The sequence below is a fragment of the Vibrio cholerae ATCC 14035 genome (assembly GCF_000621645.1).
GTDB classification, from domain to species: Bacteria; Pseudomonadota; Gammaproteobacteria; order Enterobacterales; family Vibrionaceae; genus Vibrio; species Vibrio cholerae.
Map to the genome: position 1 here is coordinate 72,789 of NZ_KK211322.1, position 21,642 is coordinate 94,430.

25 protein-coding genes are annotated in these 21,642 nt (G+C 47.1%); 12 read left to right on the forward strand and 13 right to left on the reverse strand.

Annotated elements, in window-relative coordinates; genetic code table 11:
- Positions 1-64 precede the first annotated feature (64 nt).
- The 7 genes from rplM to sspB all read left to right on the forward strand — a co-directional run bounded on the left by rplM (position 65) and on the right by sspB (position 5,032).
- Complete coding sequence (rplM, locus tag T411_RS0116045; protein WP_000847599.1) at positions 65-493, forward strand: 50S ribosomal protein L13; 429 nt, start codon at positions 65-67, stop codon at positions 491-493.
- Between the two features lie 15 nt (positions 494-508).
- Positions 509-901: a 30S ribosomal protein S9 gene (gene rpsI, locus T411_RS0116050; protein WP_000829823.1), complete on the forward strand. Its 393-nt coding sequence runs from the start codon at positions 509-511 to the stop codon at positions 899-901.
- Between the two features lie 327 nt (positions 902-1,228).
- Positions 1,229-1,822 (forward strand): ubiquinol-cytochrome c reductase iron-sulfur subunit, encoded by a 594-nt coding sequence (gene petA, locus T411_RS0116055; RefSeq protein ID WP_000063600.1) that lies wholly within the window; start codon positions 1,229-1,231, stop codon positions 1,820-1,822.
- Positions 1,822-3,087 carry a cytochrome b gene (locus T411_RS0116060; protein WP_001148353.1) on the forward strand — a complete coding sequence of 422 codons (1,266 nt, stop codon included), beginning with the start codon at positions 1,822-1,824 and terminating at the stop codon, positions 3,085-3,087. The genes petA and T411_RS0116060 overlap by 1 nt, the downstream gene beginning before the upstream one ends.
- Entirely contained in the window at positions 3,084-3,821 is a 738-nt protein-coding gene (locus T411_RS0116065) for a cytochrome c1 (RefSeq protein ID WP_000758871.1), read from the forward strand. The genes T411_RS0116060 and T411_RS0116065 overlap by 4 nt, the downstream gene beginning before the upstream one ends.
- Before the next feature lie 99 nt (positions 3,822-3,920).
- Positions 3,921-4,556: a stringent starvation protein SspA gene (gene sspA, locus T411_RS0116070; protein ID WP_000257304.1), complete on the forward strand. Its 636-nt coding sequence runs from the start codon at positions 3,921-3,923 to the stop codon at positions 4,554-4,556.
- 11 nt (positions 4,557-4,567) lie between these two features.
- Positions 4,568-5,032: a ClpXP protease specificity-enhancing factor gene (sspB, locus tag T411_RS0116075; RefSeq protein WP_000351014.1), complete on the forward strand. Its 465-nt coding sequence runs from the start codon at positions 4,568-4,570 to the stop codon at positions 5,030-5,032.
- 67 nt (positions 5,033-5,099) lie between these two features.
- Here sspB and T411_RS0116080 read toward each other — a convergent pair whose 3' ends face one another.
- The 4 genes from T411_RS0116080 to T411_RS0116095 are packed head-to-tail and all read right to left on the reverse strand — an operon-like array spanning position 5,100 to position 8,426.
- Positions 5,100-5,669, reverse strand: coding sequence for a BON domain-containing protein (locus T411_RS0116080; RefSeq protein WP_000836326.1), 570 nt, complete (start codon positions 5,667-5,669; stop codon positions 5,100-5,102).
- A gap of 2 nt (positions 5,670-5,671) precedes the next feature.
- Entirely contained in the window at positions 5,672-6,262 is a 591-nt protein-coding gene (locus tag T411_RS0116085; RefSeq protein ID WP_000887295.1) for a phosphoheptose isomerase, read from the reverse strand.
- Positions 6,263-6,265: 3 nt separating this feature from the next.
- A complete protein-coding gene (locus T411_RS0116090) occupies positions 6,266-6,634 on the reverse strand; it encodes a YraN family protein (RefSeq protein ID WP_001893625.1) in 369 nt (122 codons plus the stop codon).
- Positions 6,621-8,426, reverse strand: coding sequence for a penicillin-binding protein activator (locus T411_RS0116095; protein ID WP_001015481.1), 1,806 nt, complete (start codon positions 8,424-8,426; stop codon positions 6,621-6,623). The genes T411_RS0116090 and T411_RS0116095 overlap by 14 nt, the downstream gene beginning before the upstream one ends.
- 69 nt (positions 8,427-8,495) lie before the next feature.
- On the opposite strand from T411_RS0116095, the gene rsmI reads away from it, so the two are divergent.
- Positions 8,496-9,362: a 16S rRNA (cytidine(1402)-2'-O)-methyltransferase gene (gene rsmI, locus T411_RS0116100; RefSeq protein ID WP_000131542.1), complete on the forward strand. Its 867-nt coding sequence runs from the start codon at positions 8,496-8,498 to the stop codon at positions 9,360-9,362.
- Positions 9,363-9,575: 213 nt separating this feature from the next.
- Here the strand turns inward: rsmI and hapR are convergent, their stop codons facing one another.
- Positions 9,576-10,187: a quorum-sensing master transcriptional regulator HapR gene (hapR, locus tag T411_RS0116105; RefSeq protein WP_000340098.1), complete on the reverse strand. Its 612-nt coding sequence runs from the start codon at positions 10,185-10,187 to the stop codon at positions 9,576-9,578.
- A 295-nt stretch (positions 10,188-10,482) separates the two neighbouring features.
- Here hapR and hpt point away from each other — a divergent pair, with 295 nt between their 5' ends.
- The gene (gene hpt, locus T411_RS0116110; RefSeq protein WP_000683351.1) at positions 10,483-11,016 is read left to right on the forward strand and encodes a hypoxanthine phosphoribosyltransferase; all 534 of its coding nucleotides are present in this window, start codon (positions 10,483-10,485) and stop codon (positions 11,014-11,016) included.
- Positions 11,017-11,090: 74 nt separating this feature from the next.
- On the opposite strand, the gene can is transcribed toward hpt, so the two are convergent.
- Positions 11,091-11,759 carry a carbonate dehydratase gene (can, locus tag T411_RS0116115; RefSeq protein ID WP_001114117.1) on the reverse strand — a complete coding sequence of 223 codons (669 nt, stop codon included), beginning with the start codon at positions 11,757-11,759 and terminating at the stop codon, positions 11,091-11,093.
- 147 nt (positions 11,760-11,906) lie between these two features.
- Between can and T411_RS0116120 the strand changes: the two genes are divergently transcribed.
- The 3 genes from T411_RS0116120 to T411_RS0116135 all read left to right on the forward strand — a co-directional run bounded on the left by T411_RS0116120 (position 11,907) and on the right by T411_RS0116135 (position 15,630).
- Positions 11,907-13,553, forward strand: coding sequence for a SulP family inorganic anion transporter (locus T411_RS0116120; RefSeq protein ID WP_000484911.1), 1,647 nt, complete (start codon positions 11,907-11,909; stop codon positions 13,551-13,553).
- A 383-nt stretch (positions 13,554-13,936) separates the two neighbouring features.
- Complete coding sequence (locus T411_RS0116130) at positions 13,937-14,854, forward strand: ABC transporter ATP-binding protein (protein ID WP_000271062.1); 918 nt, start codon at positions 13,937-13,939, stop codon at positions 14,852-14,854.
- Between the two features lie 5 nt (positions 14,855-14,859).
- A complete protein-coding gene (locus T411_RS0116135) occupies positions 14,860-15,630 on the forward strand; it encodes an ABC transporter permease (protein ID WP_000284384.1) in 771 nt (256 codons plus the stop codon).
- 63 nt (positions 15,631-15,693) lie between these two features.
- Here T411_RS0116135 and panC read toward each other — a convergent pair whose 3' ends face one another.
- The 7 genes from panC to sfsA form a co-directional block, all read right to left on the reverse strand.
- A complete protein-coding gene (panC, locus tag T411_RS0116140) occupies positions 15,694-16,575 on the reverse strand; it encodes a pantoate--beta-alanine ligase (protein ID WP_001195750.1) in 882 nt (293 codons plus the stop codon).
- A gap of 10 nt (positions 16,576-16,585) precedes the next feature.
- Entirely contained in the window at positions 16,586-17,380 is a 795-nt protein-coding gene (panB, locus tag T411_RS0116145; RefSeq protein WP_000724415.1) for a 3-methyl-2-oxobutanoate hydroxymethyltransferase, read from the reverse strand.
- A gap of 2 nt (positions 17,381-17,382) precedes the next feature.
- A complete protein-coding gene (gene folK / locus T411_RS0116150; protein ID WP_000978983.1) occupies positions 17,383-17,886 on the reverse strand; it encodes a 2-amino-4-hydroxy-6-hydroxymethyldihydropteridine diphosphokinase in 504 nt (167 codons plus the stop codon).
- Positions 17,883-19,256 carry a polynucleotide adenylyltransferase PcnB gene (gene pcnB / locus T411_RS0116155; protein WP_001062034.1) on the reverse strand — a complete coding sequence of 458 codons (1,374 nt, stop codon included), beginning with the start codon at positions 19,254-19,256 and terminating at the stop codon, positions 17,883-17,885. Before pcnB ends, folK begins: the two co-directional genes overlap by 4 nt.
- A 90-nt stretch (positions 19,257-19,346) precedes the next feature.
- Complete coding sequence (gene gluQRS, locus T411_RS0116160) at positions 19,347-20,237, reverse strand: tRNA glutamyl-Q(34) synthetase GluQRS (RefSeq protein ID WP_001106433.1); 891 nt, start codon at positions 20,235-20,237, stop codon at positions 19,347-19,349.
- A gap of 73 nt (positions 20,238-20,310) precedes the next feature.
- Positions 20,311-20,757, reverse strand: a complete 447-nt coding sequence (dksA, locus tag T411_RS0116165; protein ID WP_000140367.1) for an RNA polymerase-binding protein DksA — start codon at positions 20,755-20,757, stop codon at positions 20,311-20,313.
- Between the two features lie 124 nt (positions 20,758-20,881).
- Positions 20,882-21,616 (reverse strand): DNA/RNA nuclease SfsA, encoded by a 735-nt coding sequence (gene sfsA, locus T411_RS0116170; protein WP_000545810.1) that lies wholly within the window; start codon positions 21,614-21,616, stop codon positions 20,882-20,884.
- Between the last annotated feature and the right edge of the window lie 26 nt (positions 21,617-21,642).

Sequence of the window (21,642 nt, forward strand, 5' to 3'; positions counted from 1 at the left end):
CTCTTAGACAGTGGGAGCGAAAGCTCCTTGAAGTGTAAATTTAAATTAACGGGTTATTATTAGCATGAAAACTTTCGTTGCTAAACCAGAAACTGTAAAACGCGACTGGTACGTTGTAGACGCTGAAGGTAAAACTCTTGGCCGTCTAGCAAGTGAAATTGCATCTCGCCTACGTGGCAAACACAAAGCTGAATACACTCCACACGTTGACACTGGTGATTACATCATCGTTGTTAATGCGGAGAAAGTTACTGTTACAGGTAACAAGGCTAAGAACAAGATGTACCACCGTCACTCTGAGTTCCCAGGTGGCCTGAAGTCATTCAGCTTCGAGAAGCTGATTGAGCGTAAGCCAGAAATGGTACTTGAGTTAGCGGTTAAAGGTATGTTGCCAAAAGGTCCTCTAGGCCGTGCTATGTACCGTAAGCTGAAAGTTTACGCTGGCGCTGAGCACAACCATGCTGCTCAACAACCAAAAGTACTGGACATCTAATCGGGGATTTCGGAAATGGCAGAGAATCAATACTACGGCACTGGCCGTCGCAAAAGCTCAGCTGCTCGTGTTTTTATTAAACCAGGCAGCGGCAACATCGTAATCAACAAGCGTAGCCTTGAAGAGTACTTCGGTCGTCCAACTTCTTGCATGGTTGTTAAGCAACCTCTTGAACTGGTTGACATGGTAGAGAAACTGGATCTGTACATCACTGTTAAAGGTGGTGGTATTTCTGGTCAAGCAGGTGCTATCCGTCACGGTATCACTCGCGCTCTGATGGAATACGATGAGTCTCTACGTCCTGTTCTACGTGCTGCTGGCTACGTTACTCGTGACGCTCGTCGCGTTGAACGTAAGAAAGTGGGTCTACGTAAAGCACGTCGTCGTCCACAGTTCTCTAAGCGTTAATTTTTCCTTTTGGAAAAATACGCTCCAGTGTTACTGGATGTGGTTCAAAAACCCGGCTTTATGGCCGGGTTTTTTACATCTCAAGGTCTGCTTGGCAGATTCCTAATTCCCCTCTTCTCAATACTCGATAAATAAGTTGTTCCTTTTGTGATGCCGCGAGCGATTTGAATTGACAAATGTTACAGAAAGGTAGCTTTATCTTGTCAAAAAGTAGGGTTTTATTTATCATTTGCTATCAAATAAATACAAAATAAACTCGTGTTTGTTAGCCTTGCTCTTTAAACGGAATAAGCAGGATCCATAAGGAGCAAATGGGAGAATGTCTGGATGAGTAATGCGCCTCTAAATCAAGGCCGCAGACGATTTCTGACCGCTACAACGGCCGTTGTGGGTGGTTTAGGAGCCGTTGCGGTTGCCGTACCTTTTATAAAATCGTGGAACCCGAGCGCGAAAGCAAAAGCGGCCGGTGCCCCTGTCGAGGTTGAAATCAGTAAACTCGAAGAAGGGCAGATGGTTCGTGTTGAATGGCGTGGTAAGCCTGTTTGGGTGGTTCGTCGTTCACAAGCTGTCGTTGAAGGTTTGAAAAGTCACGAAAACCAACTTCGTGATCCGAATTCTGACGAGCTACAACAGCCTAATTATGCTCAGAATCCTTATCGTTCGATTAAGCCTGAGTACTTTATCGCAGTCGGTATTTGTACTCATTTGGGTTGCTCACCAACTTATCTTCCAGATTCTTTTTCTGAGCAAGTCCAAGGGGTTAAGTCTGGATTCTTCTGTCCATGTCATGGTTCAAAATTTGATATGGCAGGGCGAGTATTCCAAGCTGTTCCGGCACCACTAAATCTTGTTATCCCGCCGCACATGTATCTCAGTGATACGCGGATCGTGATTGGTCTTGATGAGACAGGGGAGGCATAATGCAAGCTCTACTTGATTGGGTAGAAAAACGCCTACCTGCCATGAATGCGTACAAGAAACACCTTTCAGAATACCCAATGCCAAAGAACTTTAACTTTTGGTATCTGTTTGGTTCGCTTGCGATGTTGGTTTTGGTCAACCAACTCCTGACCGGTATTTGGTTAACCATGAACTATGTGCCATCGGGAGAGGGCGCTTTTGCTTCGATTGAATACATCATGCGTGATGTGGAGTACGGCTGGTTATTGCGTTATATGCATTCAACCGGGGCTTCTGCATTTTTCGTGGTAGTTTATCTGCACATGTTCCGTGGCTTGATTTATGGATCATACCAAAAGCCTCGTGAGCTATTGTGGATCTTCGGTATGCTGATTTTCCTTGTGTTGATGGCAGAAGCCTTTATGGGCTACTTGTTACCTTGGGGACAGATGTCTTACTGGGGCGCACAGGTAATCATTTCGCTGTTTGGTGCAATTCCGGTTATTGGTGATGATCTCACGCTGTGGATCCGTGGTGACTATGTCATTTCTGGTGCCACACTAAACCGTTTCTTTGCTTTGCATGTGATTGCGTTGCCAATCGTATTACTGCTTTTGATCGTGCTGCATATTCTGGCTCTGCACGAAGTTGGCTCAAATAACCCTGATGGTATTGAGACTAAATTGCCAAAAGGTTCAATGGGTGAAGGCTACGAATCACAGTTTAAATTCCATGAGTACTACACTAAGAAGTACGACATTATCGATTCGATCCCATTCCATCCTTATGGCACGGTGAAAGATTTAATTGGTGTTGCGGGATTCTTATTCTTGTTCTGCTATGTGTTGTTCTTCAATCCAGAGATGGGAGGATACTTCCTTGAGCCGCCCAACTTTGAAGCAGCTAACCCACTGAAAACACCAGAACATATTGCGCCTGTTTGGTACTTTACGCCGTTTTACGCCATCTTGCGTGCGGTTCCAGATAAGCTGCTAGGGGTTATCGCGATGGGGGCATCGATTGTTGTATTGTTCCTGTTACCTTGGCTGGATCGTTGTAAGGTTCGTTCTTACCGTTATCGTAGCAAATTCCATTTATTCAATATTGCCCAGTTCACTGTTAGCTTTATTGCCTTAGGGATTTTAGGCGCGCTACCTGCAACTCCAACCTACACACTGTTGGCTCAGATATTTAGCTTGTGTTACTTCATGTTCTTTGTGTTGCTGTTCTTCTACAGCAAAAACGAAGCCACTAAGCCATTACCAACAAGGGTGACATACAAATGAAAAAATGGATTGTAGTTTTGTTTGCTATGCTGCCTTCACTGGCGATGGCGGCTGGAGCAAATGTGCATTTAGATAAAGCGAATAACGATTTGACGGATCAGGCTTCGCTACAAAATGGTGCCAAGCTGTTTATGAATTACTGCTTTGGTTGCCATTCTACTCAATATCAACGTTATGAACGGGTTGCCAATGATCTTGGCATCCCAGCTGATTTAATGAAGGAAAACCTGATTTTTGATCCTGAGACCAAAATTGGTCAATTGATGGAAAATGCGATTCCCGATAAATCGGCAGCGAAATGGTTTGGTGCGCCACCACCAGATTTGACACTGGTTGCTCGTGTGCGTGGAACCGATTGGTTGTATACCTATTTGCGCTCATTTTACACGGATCCTTCACGTCCTTTTGGCGTGAATAACATTGTGTTTCCAAGCGTAGGTATGCCCCATGTTCTTGAAGAGCTTCAAGGTACTCCTGAGCCTATTTTTGAAACCAAAGTCGTCGATGGCAATGAGGTTCAACATGTGGTTGGCGTGAAGTCACGTGGAAACGGTGAATTGAGTGAAGGGGAATATAACCAAGCAGTACGTGACTTGGTGAATTTCTTGGAATATTCCGGTGAGCCGATGAAGCTTGAGCGCCAAAACTTAGGCTGGTGGACAATGGGTTTCTTAGTGATCTTCACCATTGTCGTTGTCGCACTCAAGAAAGAGTATTGGCGTGATGTGCACTAATTGTGCTATTATGCTGCGCTAATTCCCGATTGTTAACTCATCAGTGGAGGCTCTAGCCTCCATTGATTTTTTGTACCCGCATCTGTACTGGAGGGCTCCATGGCTGTAGCTGCCAACAAACGTTCTGTGATGACTCTATTTTCAAGTGCATCTGACATGTATAGCCATCAGGTTCGCATTGTGCTAGCTGAAAAAGGCGTCAGTTTTGAAGTTGAGTTGGTTGATGAGAACAACCTTCCAGCGGAACTGATTGAGCTAAATCCTTATAAAACAGTTCCAACACTGGTTGATCGCGAGCTTGCTCTGTATGACTCAAAGATCATCATGGAATACTTAGATGAGCGTTTCCCTCATCCGCCACTTATGCCTGTTTACCCAGTTGCACGTGGTAACAGCCGTCTGATGATTTATCGTATCGAAAGAAACTGGTATTCATTGGCAGAAAAAGTAGTGAATGGTTCTCCTGAAGTTGCTGAAAATGCACGTAATAAGCTACGCAATGATCTGTTAACTTTAGGGCCTGTGTTTGCTGAGTTTGAATACTTCATGAGTGAAGAGTTCAGTCTGATCGATTGCTATCTTGCTCCACTGTTATGGCGTTTGCCTGTGCTGGGCATTGATTTAATTGGCCCTGGCTCAAAAGAGCTGAAAGTGTATATGAACCGTGTATTTGAACGTGATTCATTCTTGGCTTCACTGACTGAAGCTGAACGCGAGATGCGTCTGGCTCGCTAATGGATGCCGGAATGGATATTGGTCACATGACACCACGCCGACCATATTTGCTACGTGCATTTTATGATTGGTTACTGGAAAATGAATTAACGCCGCACCTCGTCGTTGATGCCACTTTACCGGGCGTGAAGGTACCACTTGAATACGTTCAAGATGGTCAAATTATTCTGAATGTTGCTCCACGAGCAGTGGGAAACCTAGAGTTGGGCAATGATGAAGTGACCTTTAATGCCCGTTTCGGTGGTCGTCCTCATTTGGTTATCGTGCCTATTTATGCTGTGCAGGCCATTTATGCCCGTGAAAATGGCGCAGGCACTATGTTTGAGCCGGAGCCTGCTTATCTAGATATGATGGATTTTCCTGAAGAGATTGATTCAGATGACTCCTTGATTGAGCTGGAAAGCGATGTTGCGGTTGAGCACACTGAAGAGACTCCACGCCCTAGAGGCAAACCGAGTTTACGTGTCGTGAAGTAAATAAATCTCATGAAATCAAAAAGGCAGTGGTCATCGCTGCCTTTTTCATATCCCACTCTCAAAATCGTTACTGAGCGTAATCAAACGCCTTCACAACCTGTTTCACACCTATGATATTTCTTGCGACACCAATGGCCATCTCTGCGTGTTCAGGAGAAACGTATCCAAACAGATAAACGACGCGATCCTCTGTCACCACTTTAATTTTAATGCCGTTGAGCTCAGATTTCGTTAAAAGCGCCGATTTTACCTTGGTGGTTATCCAACTATCGTTGCTGATTTCACCAACGGAGAGTGGCGCTTTAATTTGCACTTGGTTATGCAGCTCTTTGACACCTTTGAGTTGACGAGCCTGAGCAATAAATTGCTCTAAGATCGCTTCATTGCGTGACTGTCCCAATAAAACGACGGTTCCACGGTAAGCAACGGCAGAAATGCGCGCATCTTTGCGGTAAGGTTCTTTATTGGCAAGGCCTGCAACTTCAAGTTCAACATTGTTATCTTGCCAGATCTCTTGCGTGCTGCGCGGATCGGTCACAATATTGGCTGTGGTTGCGGCACCCGCGATAAACAGTCCGGCACACCCTGTTAGAGTGGCGAGCAAACCGGAAACGATAAGAAGTCTAATGCTTTTCATATTTACTCTTCATGGGCTGGGAATAACACTTGATCAATCAAATCACATAGGCAGTGTAGCGTTACCATATGAACTTCATGAATGCGAGCGGTACGGTGTGATGGGATCCGAATTTCCACGTCATTTTCACCAAGCAGTCCGGCCATTTCACCGCCATCTTTGCCTGTGAGAGCAATGATCGTCATGTCGCGAGTTACGGCCGCTTCCATTGCTTTGATGATATTTTTACTGTTACCGCTGGTTGATATTGCAAGCAAGATATCACCGGGTTGGCCAAAAGCTCGAACCTGTTTTGAGAAGATTTCTTGATAGTGGTAGTCGTTAGCGACGGCGGTGAGCGTCGTGTTATCTGCAGTCAGAGCCATTCCCGGTAAGCTTGGGCGTTCGGTCTCAAAGCGATTTAGAAGGCAAGAAACAAATTGTTGTGCATTGACCGACGAGCCACCGTTACCGCAGCAGAGAATTTTATGACCGTTAAGTAAACTCGCCACCATGGCTTGTGCGGCATGCATAATGGCATCGGGTAACGCCTCCGCTGCGGCGATTTGAATTTGAATGCTTTCGGTAAAACTGTCTTTAATGCTATCGAGCATTGTTTATCCTTCAGTAATAGCGTTTTTTAACCAATCAATATGTTGCCCTTGTTGATGAATGGCAATCACATCAAAACGAAAATCCGCACTGTGACTATTCATCTTGTTGGCGAGCATCCAACAATTTGCGGCTTTGATCAAGCGAGCACGCTTGGTTCTTGTGACGGTTTCCGCGGCGTGACCATGTTGAGTGTTGTTTCGATAGCGTACTTCGACAAACACTAATGTGTTTCCATCACGCATGATTAAGTCTAATTCGCCAAAACGGTAGTTCACATTTTGTGTGACTAGAGTAAGGCCTTGGCGGCGAAGATAGTCCGCCGCCATTTGTTCATAATGATTTCCTTGGTGCCTAGAATTAACGAACACCATGCTCTGCCCAGCTGATTTCACGCTGAACCACACATTGTTCATCAATACTTAGCACACCCGTTTGTCCATCAATCGTATAGCCTTCGACGATTTTCATCTGTGGAAGTTCCACCATCAAACGGTAGGCATCCATCCCCAGAGCTTGCAAGCGGCGCTCTGCATTTGAGCTTTCGGGCCAGATTTGGGTTAGCTGCTCTTTGATACTTGGCGCTGGCTGTATCAGCAGTGGAATATCACTGTAAGTCACGCCTGACAAATCTTCGTATTGGCGACCACCTGTGTTGCTGTTCGAGTTCGAGAACAGTTTTGGTGGACGGGTATCAGGGTTGATAGCCACTTCAATAAATGGCTTGATCAAGGTGAGTTCTGAGCTGTTTGCGACAATATACACAGCATCGATATCACGGCGGCTACGAGGTTGGCTCTCTAAGCCCATACCAAGCAGAGATTCCATCTGCGCGATGTTTTGTTGGCTATCCTGTAAGCCAAAAATGGAGTTGATATTGCGTTGTAATTGACGCTTGTCGCCAAAAAGATTCACTGCCACTTTGTTTTTGCTGTAACGACGCCACTCTTCATTAAAGGCTTCAACCACACGTTCACCATAAGCGTTTTGGGGCGCGAGGATCAGTGGGTAACGGTAGCCTTGAGTGAACAGATGTTTCGCCGCTTGTGCGACTTCTTGTTCAGGTGATAGAGCGAGATAGCAAGCGCCCGCCGTCGTATCAATTTGATCCGGGATGTTCAGCGCCAACGTTGGGATCATTTGGCCACGGCTTTGTTGGAATTGCTGCAGTTTTTCGATATTACCTTTGATCAGTGGACCCACAACAAAATCAATTTGTTTGCTGGTCAGAATCGCATCAACAGATTCGAGCGTTTCGGCATTGGTATCGATGATTGTCAACGTCGCGTTTGTTTGGCGATCGGCATCGTTCATCATGGCAAACACAAATCCATCACGAATAAATTGGGCCTGCTTAGCAAATTTACCAGTCAAGGGTAACAGTAAAGCGGTGTTAGTCGGCTTGACGATTTCTAAAGCCAAAATATCGGTAATGGCTTTAGGGGTATAAATTGCCGCTGGGTGCTGCGGATTTTCAGCCAGCCATTTTTCTAAGGTATTTTTCAGTTGTGGTAGATCGCTACCCAGCGTTTTCATATAGATCGCAAGCTGTAGCCAGCCATCCAACTGCGCTTCATCGGGCTCAGTAGAAAGCTTGATAATTTTGCTGGCGGAGTAGTGATTGAGGTTTGCCCAGATTTGATCCGCTAATGCTTCTTTGTCCTTGTTGGATGAAAGGCCGTACAGCGCCACTAACTCACGAGTGGAGTCAAAAGAGCGATCCAGAGCCGTGAATATGTCCGCACGAAGCTGGTGATATTGCTGCCATTGAACTTGAGGTAACGACCAATTGGCTTGGAAACTCAGTTGCTCTAGAGCTTCTTGATATTGTTCGGTATTAGCTAATAACTGAGCGCGCAGCAGTTGCCACTGCGCCTGCTGAGTTGGAGTCAAGGGCTGTTTCGCCAAGCGCATGATCAGAAGTTGGGCTTGATCGGGATTGTTTTCCTCTATGGCGGCTTTGAGAGCCATGATCAGCCAATCATTTTGCTGATTACCTTGGCTGGCATCGGCTCGCATCAAATACGTCTGCGCCGTTAAGAGTGGTTGAGCGGTAATATCGACCACATCCGGTGACGAAGGTTGAGTCGAACAGGCCGATAAAACGATTGATAATGCAATCGGAGTGAGTAAGCGTGGTACACTGCGTCGCTGATGGTGGTTCATAGCCATGAGTTCTTTCGTTAGTCCGTGTAAAATTGTCTCTATATTAATCGTTGATGTGATGGTAAACAAATGACAGATAATAAAACCGTGCCAAATGGTGCTCCAATTCTTTATATTGTCCCAACCCCGATTGGTAATCTGGGTGACATCACACAACGCGCTCTGGATGTATTAGCCAGTGTCGATATGATTGCCGTTGAAGATACGCGTCATACCGGAAAATTATTAGCTCACTTCAACATCTCGACCAAAACGTTTGCTTTGCACGATCATAATGAGCAGCAGAAAGCCCAAGTCTTAGTGGATAAACTGCTCTCTGGTCTATCGATTGCCTTAGTGTCCGATGCTGGCACGCCTCTGATCAGTGATCCAGGTTATCATTTAGTCACTCAATGTCGTCAAGCAGGCGTTAAAGTTGTGCCACTTCCAGGGCCATGTGCGGTGATCACAGCGCTGAGTGCATCAGGCCTGCCATCTGATAGTTTTAGCTTTGAAGGTTTTTTGCCGGCAAAAAGCAAAGCACGTAAGGATAAACTATTAGAGATCGCGAAAGTGAGCCGTACCTGTATTTTTTATGAATCGCCACACCGGATCTGCGAGTCACTGCAAGATATGTTAGATGTACTTGGTGGCGAGCGTGAAGTGGTACTTGCCCGTGAACTCACCAAAACCTTCGAAACAATTCAAGGTATGCCTTTGGCTGAGTTGATTACGTGGATTGCTGAAGATGATAACCGTAAGAAAGGCGAAATGGTGCTGTTGGTGCATGGATATCGGGATGCGGGTGAGCAGCAACTGCCAGATGAGGCTCTACGCACCTTAACGATTTTGACTAAAGAGCTGCCATTGAAAAAAGCTGCTGCCTTAGTGGCTGAAATTCACCAGTTGAAAAAGAATGCATTGTATAAATGGGGCTTGGAGAATTTAGGCGAATAATTTTCTCTTCTATCCATTTCCTACTTGAAGCTGTAGCGGTGTTGGCAGAATTTGCTCACCCCAATCACAGAGTGTATCTATGCTCGTGGGGATTCACTCATTTGCCGCCGGCCTGCAACACCAAGTCGTTTAGGTATATTTATTACCGCTGGAAGTGATACCCATCTGAAAACAAAAAAGGGCGCGGATGCGCCCTTTGTGCTGCCCAAGAAACTAGTTCTTATAGATACACAGCATATTGAGGTAGCTATCGGCCAACTTATACACTGCTTCTTGTTCACCTAAACGGTTCACTTGTAAGAAGATGGAGTAGAAGATGCCGTGGAACAGGCTGGCCATGTTATCGACATCGTGTTTCTCACACAATTCGCCACGCTCCATCGCTTTCATAAACATGTTTCTGATCAGCAGTTGGTTAGTTCGGTTGGTGGAAACAAACAGTGGCCAAACTTCGTCACGGGTTGAAGCACTCCACTCAAACCAGACTTTGAGCCAGTGACAATCGGTCATCGCCAATTTCACCATCTCTTTGCACAGAGTTTGTAGGTTGGTTTTCACATCCAAATCAAGATCGATGTGATCGGTCAAGAAGTTGGAGTACTGACGAACCACAAAATTCAGCACATCGTCAACCAAGTCTTCACGAGTTGGGAAGTAGTTGAACACTGTTGCAACGGAGACTTGCGCAATCTCGGCAATATCTGCGTGACCACCACGACCAATGCCGCGTTTAGCAAACACTTCCAACGCGATTTCCATCAGTTGTAGTTTGCGTTTTTGAGGCGATAGCCGAGTTCGAGGGCGTTTTTCGATTGATGCGTCCATAGGGGTATATCCTTGCCAATTGAGTTGTTGATTGAGCATTTTGCTCTAATGATTATTTTGTTATTTGCTACTTAAAGCCCTATGAGTGTAATGGTGCATATATTCAAGGTCAATCTCTGTTGGGTGAAAAATGTGCAACTATGTTAATTATTTGTCGTTTCAGCTTGTTTTATTGAGTGGGTACATAACAAAGCGAGGATGAGTAGGGAAACGATTAACAGGATTTGAGTGAAGTGGTACTATACGCGCCACCAAAGTCAGCGATACTGACATCGCCCAACACAACGAGAATGGTATGAAACACACAGTTGAAGTCATGATTTCTGAGCAAGAGGTCGCCCAGCGCATTCGCGAATTAGGTCAACAGATCACTGAGCATTATCAAGGGAGTAGTGATTTAGTTTTGGTTGGATTGCTGCGTGGTTCTTTTGTTTTTATGGCGGATCTTGCTCGTCAAATTCATCTGACTCATCAAGTCGATTTTATGACCGCCTCTAGCTATGGCAACAGTATGCAAAGCTCACGTGATGTGCGCATTCTGAAAGATCTCGATGATGACATCAAAGGTAAAGATGTATTGCTGGTGGAAGATATTATCGATACAGGGAATACCTTAAACAAAGTGAAAGAGATTCTGGCGCTGCGTGAGCCTAAATCGATCCGTATTTGCACACTATTGGATAAGCCAACCCGTCGTGAAGTGGACGTTGAAGTGAATTGGGTCGGTTTTGAAATTCCTGACGAATTTGTGGTCGGTGTCGGTATCGACTACGCGCAGAAATATCGTCACCTACCTTATATTGGCAAAGTGGTGCCTTTGGCGGAATAACCTAAGCTCACGATTGACAATAAAAGATTGCCGACAACGCCCACGCACTCGTGGGCGTTGCTCTTTGGAGAGAATTAACGACACAGTAGGCGATGATTCGGATTGAGTATCTTCTCTAACGCTTTGTGGTAATTATCTTCCACTGCACTGCGTGACGCGCAGCGTACACCGAGATATTCCAGTCGGCCATCCTCGATACCGTAGACAAAACCGTGTACTTCTACTGCTTGTCCACGCTCCCAAGCATTCTGTAACACGGTTGAGTTAGCCAAGTTGTAGACTTGCTCGGCGACATTGATTTCTGCCAGTTTATCGGAGCGATCTTCGGCAGGCATCTGATCGAGATATTCACGATGTTTAAGGTAGTAATCGCGAATATGCAGCAACCAGTTATTGATTAAGCCAAGTTGTGGATTATCGATCGCCGCAGTAACCCCACCACACCCATAGTGGCCGCACACAATGATGTGTTTGACTTGCAGCACATCGACCGCATACTGAACGACAGAAAGACAGTTGAGATCGGTATGGATAACTTGATTGGCAACGTTACGGTGGACAAATAATTCCCCCGAGTAAAGGCCAGTGAGCCGTTCGGCTGGCACTCGGCTGTCTGCACATCCTATCCACAAAAAATCCGGGTTTTGCCCTTTAGCGAGTTTGGCAAAATATTCCGGAGTTTCTGCTTTGATCGATTCAGACCATTTTGAGTTGTTCTCAAAAAGTTGTTTAATTTCTGGCATCTTACTTCCCTTAAATAATTGCCAACAATATACACAATGTTACAAATTCAAGCTCATCTAATTTACTTTCTGCTTAACTCATCTGACGTGTTTTTACAACATTGGTTTTAAACTAGGGTCATTCGATGACACCTTAAGGAATAGTGCGTGTTTCAGGCTAGATTTGCGGATCTTAATTTACGTTGTGACCTGTTTGGTGGGGTAACCACCGCCATCATTTCACTGCCATTAGCGTTAGCGTTTGGGGTCGCTTCCGGTGCAGGAGCAGAGGCGGGTCTGTGGGGTGCCATTTTAGTCGGCTTTTTTGCCGCCTTATTTGGAGGCTCCTCCACTCTGATTTCAGAGCCAACAGGGCCGATGACGGTGATCATGACGGCGATTTTAACCGCCATGGTGGCACGTTACCCTGAATCGGGCGCGGCGATTGCCTTTACCGTTGTCATGATGGCCGGTGCATTTCAGATTTTGCTCGGTACTCTCAAGCTCGGTAAATACATTACGCTGATGCCATACAGCGTGGTTTCAGGCTTTATGTCCGGTATCGGGGTGATCCTGATTATCCTGCAACTCTCACCACTGCTCGGGCACCCTTCTCCTGGTGGCGGTGTGCTTGGGACTTTATCTGCGTTGCCCGATTTGCTCGCCAATTTAAAATTCAGCGAGCTGTTTTTGGGCTTACTCACCCTCGGAATTTTGTTTTTTTTACCACAAAAATACCGCAAGCAAGTTCCTGCGCAGTTGGTCGCCTTGGTCGTCGTGACTCTGTTTTCGGTGATTTTCTTTGATACTGATGATATTCGCCGGATTGGTGAAATCCCTGCAGGTTTACCGAGTATCGTCGTCCCTACTTTCACTGGCGATATTGTCGTGACCATGGTGATTGATGCCCTTGTACTCGGTACGCTGGGTTGTATTGATACGCTGTTAACGGCAGTCATTGGCGATTCTCTCACGCGTAAAGAGCATGATTCGGATCGCGAGCTGCAAGGGCAGGGAATTGCCAATATGGTCGCGGGATTATTTGGTGCTTTACCCGGTGCGGGAGCCACCATGGGCACAGTCACCAACATTCAAGTGGGCGCTCGTTCGCCATTGTCTGGTGTGACTCGCGCTTTAATGTTGGCGCTGGTGGTGTTAGTCGCTGGTGGGTTGACTGAGCCAATCCCCATGGCGGTATTGGCCGGTATCGCGGTGTATGTTGGGGTGAATATCCTCGACTGGGCATTTATTCAACGTGCGCACAAAATCAGTCTGCAAGGTATGGCCATCATGTATGGCGTTATGTTGCTGACCGTTTTTGTCGATCTGATTGTGGCGGTTGGCCTTGGTGTGTTCATCTCCAACATTCTGGTTATTGAACGTTTAAGCCGTGAGCAGGCACGCCAAGTCAAGGCGATCAGTGACGCGGATGACGATGATGTGCCACTGACGGAGAGTGAACGTAAGCTGCTGGATAAAGCCAATGGTAAGGTGCTGTTTTTCTACCTATCAGGGCCGATGATTTTCAGTGTCTCGAAAGCCATTACGCGCCAGCACAGCAGTGTCGATCAATATCAAGCGATGATTCTCGATCTAACCGATGTCCCTATGATTGATGTCACCGTTGGCTTGGCGTTAGAAAACGCGATTCGTGATGCGCAGGAAGCGCATTGTGAAGTCTATTTACTCTGTCCTAATGAAAAAACGCGTGCCGAATTAGAAAAGTTTAAGGTCATAGATCTGGTTCCGGATCAGAATATGTTTACCTTCCGTTATGAAGCGCTTAATGCGGCAGTCAAACAGGTGAATACGTAACTCGGCGTTGATGGTGATGGCCGAAATGCCGCAGTCATGCGGCATTTTTGTCTCTGATCTTTGAATGCAGGGCAAGCCTATAATATTAGCTATTTCTGTATTAATCATTGCCCTTAGCCAATATCCCCTTCCTACTTGAAGTTGCAGCGGTATTGGCTACGTTTGCTCACCCCAATCACACAGTTTATCTATGCTCATGGGGATTATGAGAGCCATCCTTGGCTCTCACCAAAGGCCAGCCGATGGCTGTGCAAATTTGTTCCAGACAAATTTGTCACTTACTTGCCGCCTAGCTGCAATTCCAAGTAGTTTTGGTATAAAGGGTTGAAAAAGCGCCATACAAGCGCAACATCCTTGTTGTTATTGATAACAAGGTTCCTACCATGTACGCACTGGAAATAGAACAACTTAGAAAAACCTATGCCGGTGGCTTTGAAGCCCTCAAAGGCATTAGTCTACAAGTCAAAAAAGGCGATTTTTACGCTCTGCTGGGACCCAATGGTGCGGGGAAGTCGACCACCATTGGCATCATCTCATCGCTGGTCAATAAAACCTCCGGCAAAGTCACAGTATTTGGTTACGATCTCGATTCTCAACTGGAACTTGCCAAACAGAAGCTTGGTTTAGTACCGCAAGAATTTAACTTCAACCCGTTTGAAACGGTCGAGCAGATTGTTTTGCAGCAAGCCGGTTACTATGGCGTACCGAAAGCGTTAGCCAAAGAGCGCGCGAAAAAGTACCTGACTCAGCTCGATTTGTGGGAAAAACGCAGCGAACGAGCAAGAAACCTCTCTGGCGGCATGAAGCGCCGTTTGATGATTGCGCGTGCATTAATGCATGAGCCGCAACTGCTGATTCTTGATGAGCCAACCGCTGGCGTTGATATCGAACTGCGCCGTTCCATGTGGGAGTTTCTCAAGCAAATCAACGCGCAAGGTGTGACGATCATTCTCACCACTCACTATCTCGAAGAAGCGGAAATGCTCTGTCGCCATATTGGCATCATTCAACGCGGCGAGCTGATTGAAAACACCACCATGAAATCTCTGCTTGATAAGTTGCACGTTGAGACGTTTGTTCTCGATGTGGATGGCAACGCACCCATTGCACCGCTGCAAGGAGTGGTTAAACAGCAGATGGTGGAAGGCTCGCTGGAGATTGAATTAGAAAAAAGCCAAGGGATCAACCATGTGTTTACCCAACTTACCGAACAAGGGGTGAAAGTGCTGTCGATGCGCAACAAAGTGAACCGTTTGGAAGAGCTGTTTGTCAGCATAGTCAACAGTGGTAAGCGAGGTTAATCAGCATGTATCAAATTTATTGGACGGCATTTTGTAGTCTGCTCGGCAAAGAAATTAACCGGTTTACCCGTATTTGGGTGCAAACTTTGGTTCCACCCGCCATCACTATGACGCTGTACTTCATCATCTTCGGTAATTTGATTGGCTCTCGAATCGGCCAGATGAACGGTTTCAGCTACATGGAGTACATCGTACCCGGTCTCATTATGATGTCGGTGATCACCAACTCTTATTCCAATGTGGCATCCTCTTTCTTTAGCTCTAAGTTTCAAAAGAACATTGAAGAGCTGTTAGTCGCTCCTGTGCCAAACTATGTGATTATCGCAGGTTACGTGATGGGCGGCGTCGCGCGTGGATTGTTGGTGGGGGCTATGGTGACAGCGGTTTCACTATTGTTTGTCGATTTGCAGGTCGATCATTGGGGCATCATTATTGCGACGGTATTTTTAACCTCGGTGGTGTTTTCACTCGGTGGATTGATTAACGCGGTGTTTGCCAAAACGTTTGATGATATCTCAATTGTTCCGACCTTCGTGCTGACGCCGCTGACTTACCTTGGTGGGGTATTTTATTCGATTAGCTTGCTGCCGGAGTTTTGGCAAAGTGTCTCGAAGATCAATCCGATTGTCTACATGGTCAATGCGTTCCGCTACGGTTTCCTTGGCGTGTCGGATGTGGATATCATGACTTCGTTTGCAGTGTTAATGGCATTTGTGGTGGCGCTGTACTGTGTGGCGCATTATTTAGTGACCAAAGGCAAAGGGCTGCGCAGCTAATCAGACAATCGATATAGAAAAGGTCAACCGAGGTTGACCTTTTTTGATCCAGAGACAAGAGGATTATTCTTCTTCGCTACTGGCTTTGGTGTCGGTTTGCAGATCGAGAACTTGGTTATCAATCAAACGCACTTTACCGAGGAAAGCGGACATCAGGATCACGGCTTGCTTACTCTCACTGCTGATAGGTAGCAGAGTGCGTGCATCACGGATGAAGATTTCATCTGGCTCTAAATCGGCCGCACGCAACTGATCCACTGCATCTTCAATGATTGATGGATAATCATCGCGACCACCACGAATGGCGCTACTGATCCAGCGCATAGTGCGCGCCAAAACGGGCGCACGTTGGCGCTCATCCAGCGTCAGCAAATTATTACGTGAACTCATGGCAAGGCCATCTAACTCACGTACGGTCGCTACGCCTACAATCTCAATATCCATGCACAAGTCTTCTACCATTTGACGGATCACCGCCAATTGCTGGAAATCTTTTTCGCCAAAGCAAGCGACATCTGGCTGCACAATATTAAACAGTTTAGTGACAATGGTCGCGACGCCACGGAAATGTCCCGGACGCGATGCGCCTTCGAGCATGTAAGAGAGCCCTGGCACTTCAACAAAGGTCTGCTTATCCAACCCTTGTGGGTACATGGTTTCGGGTGTCGGCGTTAAAACCAGATCAACCCCTTCGCCGTTGAGTTTGCTTAGGTCTTCTTCAAGCGTACGTGGGTAATTTTTCAAATCTTCTGCGCGATCAAACTGCATCGGATTGACGAAAATACTCACCACGACGACGTCAGCGAGCTCACGAGCTTTACGAACCAGGGTTAAATGGCCTTCGTGTAAATTACCCATGGTCGGTACAAAAGCGACGCGGCGACCTTCGCGCTTGATCTGTTTGATCTGCTCGCGAAGAACGGCGATGTCAGCAAAAACTTGCATGTATGACTCCTTAGGCAATGGTGTGGGCGAGATCGGGAAACGCGCCACTGGCAACATCTTCGATATATTTGGCAACGGCTTGGCGAATATCGCCAGTCTCAGCCAAGAAATTTTTCGAGAATTTTGGCATGTAGTTCGCCGAAATTCCAAACATATCGTGCATCACCAAAATTTGGCCGTCAGTACCATTACCCGCGCCAATACCTATTACGGGAACATCCAAAATTTGAGTAATTCGGTTGGCGAGTTCGGCTGGAACGCACTCTAGCAGGACAATTTGTGCGCCCGCTTCTTGCAGAGCCAACGCATCACGTACCATGCGATCCGCTTTATCTTGCTCGCGGCCTTGTACTTTGTAGCCACCAAAAATATTGACCGACTGCGGCGTTAAACCGAGGTGAGCACACACAGGCACTGCACGTTCAGTCAACATTTTTACGGTGTCGACTAACCAATCGCCACCTTCAATTTTCACCATGTTTGCACCGGCGCGAACCAGTTTGGCCGCGTTTTCACACGCTTGTTCTGGTGTGGCGTAGCTCATGAAAGGCATGTCAGCCATCAGCAGACAATTGGGGCTGCCTTTACGCACACAGCGGGTGTGATACGCAATGTCATCCACCGTCACGGGTAAGGTGTCGGTTTCTCCTTGTAACACCATGCCAAGTGAATCACCGACCAATAAGACGGGCATTTCTTGGCTCTCAAATAACTGAGCAAAACTCGCATCATAAGCGGTTGATGTAGCAAATTTGCGACCTTCCTGCTTCCATTTCATCAGGTCGTTTATGGTAATTTTTTTCATGTTTAGTCCTTACTCGACGTTGGCGAGTGCCAAATGCTGAGCCCATTGAGCGGTACTTGTTGCAATAACGCTTGGATTTCAGTCCCGTCTGGGAGGGTTAAATTTGGTGCGATTTCCGCGAGCGGGTAAAGCACGAATTCACGTACTTTCATTCCATAGTGAGGAATGGTGAGGCGCTCGGTCTCTATCACCTCATTGCCGTAAAGCACAATATCGAGATCGAGGGTTCTCGGTCCCCATCGTTCGCTTTTACGGACACGCCCCTGTTCTAGCTCAATGCGTTGTGTGCAATCGAGCAATTCCAGTGGCGTTAATTCGGTTTCGATGGCGGCGACAGCGTTGATGTAATCAGGCTGATTTTGCGGCCCCATCGGAGTGCTGCTATAGAGCGATGAAGCCGCGATAAGGCGCGACTTCGGTAAGAGAGTAAGCTGTTGTATGGCCAGCTGTGCTTGGGCGACAGGGTCGCCCAAATTACTGCCAATCGCAATGTAGGCAAGCATCATTCGCTGGATTTACTCTTGGATTTGTTGCGGGATGGTTTACGGCGGCGAGCGCCAGATTTGCTGCTGCCCGTTGCATTACCGATATCACCCACCATGGCTTGGCGCATATTGCGTCCCGCGCTTTGGAAGGTGGCCCACCATTCCGCTAATTGTTTGGTTTCACCGCCTTCAATTTCGCCACGCATTTCGAGGAAATCAAAGCCTGCACGGAACTTGTTCAGTTCAAGTAGACGGAAGGCCCTTTTACCACTGCGACGGGGTAAGCGCTGTTGCAACTGCCAAATATCACGAACTGTAGTGGTGTGGCGGCGCGGAATAGCGATACGCTTGACCACTTCATCTAAGATGCGGTTGCTGGCTTCGGTAATGGCATCAAACTCATTGAGATCGAGCGATTCCATTAAGCGATCCGCGAGATCAATCATCGGATACCACAGCATGGCGGCAAACATAAAGGCCGGATTGATGCGCAGATCTTCTTCAACCCGAATGTCGGTCGCATCCAGCACCAAATCCAACATCTGCTCAGTTTTTGAGCTGTGATCGGCAGTAAAATGCTCGGCTATAGTTGGGAAAAGTTGCTGGAACAGATTGTATTGACGCATTAAGTGGTAGGTTTCTAAACCATGACCCGCTTGCAGCATTTTGAGCGATTCTTCGTAGAGACGAGCCGCAGGGATGTCACGCAGCAATGGCGCAAGTTGCTCAATCGGCGCCGCGGTATCTTCTTCGATATCAAAATCGAGTTTGACCGCAAAACGTACCGCGCGCAGCATGCGTACCGGATCTTCACGATAACGCGTTTCCGGATCGCCAATCAGGCGCACCAAACGATCTTCCAGATCTTCCATGCCGCCGGCATAGTCGTGGATGCTGTAGTCTGCAATGTTGTAATACATGGCATTGATGGTGAAATCGCGGCGCTCGGCATCTTCATCAATCGTGCCGTACATGTTATCACGTAGCAGCATACCCGCTTCGGATTGTGCAGCGATATTTTGGCTCTGACTCGACTCTTGATGATGGCCACGGAAAGTGGCGACTTCGACGATGTCGCGTCCAAACATAATGTGCGCGAGACGGAAACGGCGACCAATCAGACGGCAGTTGCGAAACAGTTGGCGTAACTGCTCGGGGGTTGCGTTGGTGGCCACATCAAAGTCTTTCGGCTTGCCACCCAGAAGTAAATCACGCACACCGCCGCCGACCAGAAAGGCCTCAAACCCCGCACCATGCAGACGATAGAGCACTTTCAGCGCATTTTCGCTGATCTGCTGACGCGAGATAGGGTGTTCCTGACGCGGAATGATGGTCAAAGCTAAGTCTGGATATGTGCGAGTGTTGCTCGGTTCAAAATCGTTATTATTCATGTGCTTCTGACAATGATTGCTGTTGCCGCTGTAAGCGCTACGCTGCTTAATTTGACGCTCAAACGGACGGAATTTGGCGCTAATAATAGCTTAAGCAGGACCATTTGAGAATCTTGGTGTGATCTCGATCGCTTCCGGTAGCTGGCTCACCTGCCAATGTTGGCAGCCCCAAGCCAGCATTTGCTCTGCGCTGGCATCGGAAAAATCCGTGGGCAGCGTAAAGCCTAAAAACTGCATCGCATGGGAAATGGTCTGCCGAGGCGCGGTTGGGTCAATGGCCGGAGCGTGATTCTGTTTCGAGAGTTTATTCCCGTTCCCATCCATCGCCAAAGGCAAATGTAAGTAGCTGACCGGCTTTTGTTTTAAAGTGTGATACAAGCTGATTTGCCGCCCTGTCGGTTCTATCAAATCGGCGCCGCGTACCACCTGAGTCACGCCTTGATCAATATCATCCAGCACCACAGCAAGATTGTAAGCAAACAGACCATCTCGGCGTTTAATAATGAAATCTTCTTCTGCTAATGCCTTGGGTATGGTGATGGTGCCGTGTTTCAAATCAATGAATTGTTGCACCTGATTATCCATTCGTAGCCGAATCGAGCAGTCTTGCTGCCGCGCTGGCGGATGGATTTTGCAGTGGCCGTTATAAAAGCCGCCCATGGCTTTGATGGCTTTTCGGGTGCACTGGCAGTAGTAAGCTTGACCTGTGCTTAGCCAAGCATCGATTTGATCTTGGTATAAGGCGTGACGCTGGCTTTGGTAAACCACAGTGCCATCCCAGTGCAGGCGGTAGGCTTCTAATGTACGCAAAATGTGCGCGGCTGCTCCCGGCATTTCCCGGGGCGGATCGAGATCTTCAATACGGACCAGCCAAGTTCCTTGTTGTGCTTTGGCTTGGAAATAGCTTCCCAACGCCGCAATCAAAGAACCAAAATGTAATGGACCAGAAGGAGAGGGGGCGAAGCGACCAATATAGTTCATAGGGCGATTTACCTTTCAAATGCAAAGAAACAAGAAAAGGGAGCTTGTGCTCCCTTTTCCTTACTGTTCCATCTTAGCCAAGCATTTGCTTTTCTTTGATTTCAGCCAGTGTTTTGCAATCGATACAGAGATCGGCTGTTGGGCGCGCTTCTAAACGGCGAATACCGATTTCCACACCGCACGATTCACAGTAACCGAAATCCTCCTCTTTGATCTTGTCGAGGGTCTTTTCGATTTTCTTGATCAAACGGCGCTCGCGGTCACGGTTACGCAGTTCTAAGCTGAACTCTTCTTCTTGAGAAGCTCGGTCAACAGGGTCTGGGAAGTTGGCTGCTTCATCCTGCATGTGGTGAACAGTACGGTCCACTTCTTCTCTCAGTTGGTTGCGCCACGCTTCCAAAATCTTTGTAAAATGTGTGATTTGCCCAGGTGACATATACTCTTCACCCGGCTTCTCCTGATATGGCTCAACACCAGCAATGGCTAGGATGCCTAGCGTTTTCTTTTTAGACTCTGTCATACAGATCTCCTACTAACCCTAGTCAACTGCGAGAGCAGTTAAATTTAAGGCGGGTATCTATAGCAAAAAGAAGTGGGGGAGGCAAACAATCGAAGGTAAAGTTATCGTCAATGTGAAGACACCATCAATTTTTTGTCACTTGATAGGCAAATTTGACCTCAGATACCATTCGGATCTCGTGTTTTGAAAGTGACGCTTTGTAGCACAACACTTCCACTCCGGCTTCTTGTGCCGCTTTTAGTAACTGTGAATAGTTCGCGTCTATATGGAGAGCGGGAGCGACTTTTTCAATCCCTGAATGCAAAACGGCAAATAAAAGTATCGACCTGCTTCCATCTTTAGCGACTTCCGCCAGCTCACGCAGATGCTTCTGACCACGGGTTGTCACCGCATCAGGAAAGTAACCTTGCCCTTTATCGCCTTGAATCTCATCCAAAAGAGTGACGCTTTTTACTTCTATAAAGCAGTGTGGTTGAGAATCTGACTTTAGCAAGATATCGATACGGCTATTTTCATGACCGTACTTCACCTCCGTACTGAGTGCGTCATAACCCCGCAGTTGTTGGATCTCTCCTGCCAAAATCGCTTCGACCACCAATGCGTTGGCTCGCGCGGTATTCACGCAAATCCAGTGACCTGCTTGGGTCTGCGTCAGTTCCCAACTGTGGGCGTATTTACGTTTGGGATTATCCGATGTAGAAAACCACACCGTACTGCCCGGCTCGGCGCAGCCAGTCATGGCGCCTGTGTTCGCACAATGCATGGTGATCACCGAACCATCTTCCAGCGCGACATCGGCCAAAAAGCGTTTGTAACGTTTGAGTAAGGTGCCTTTTTGTAGAGGTGGGGAAAAGTGCATGTTTCTCTTCTTATTCATAGCCAATG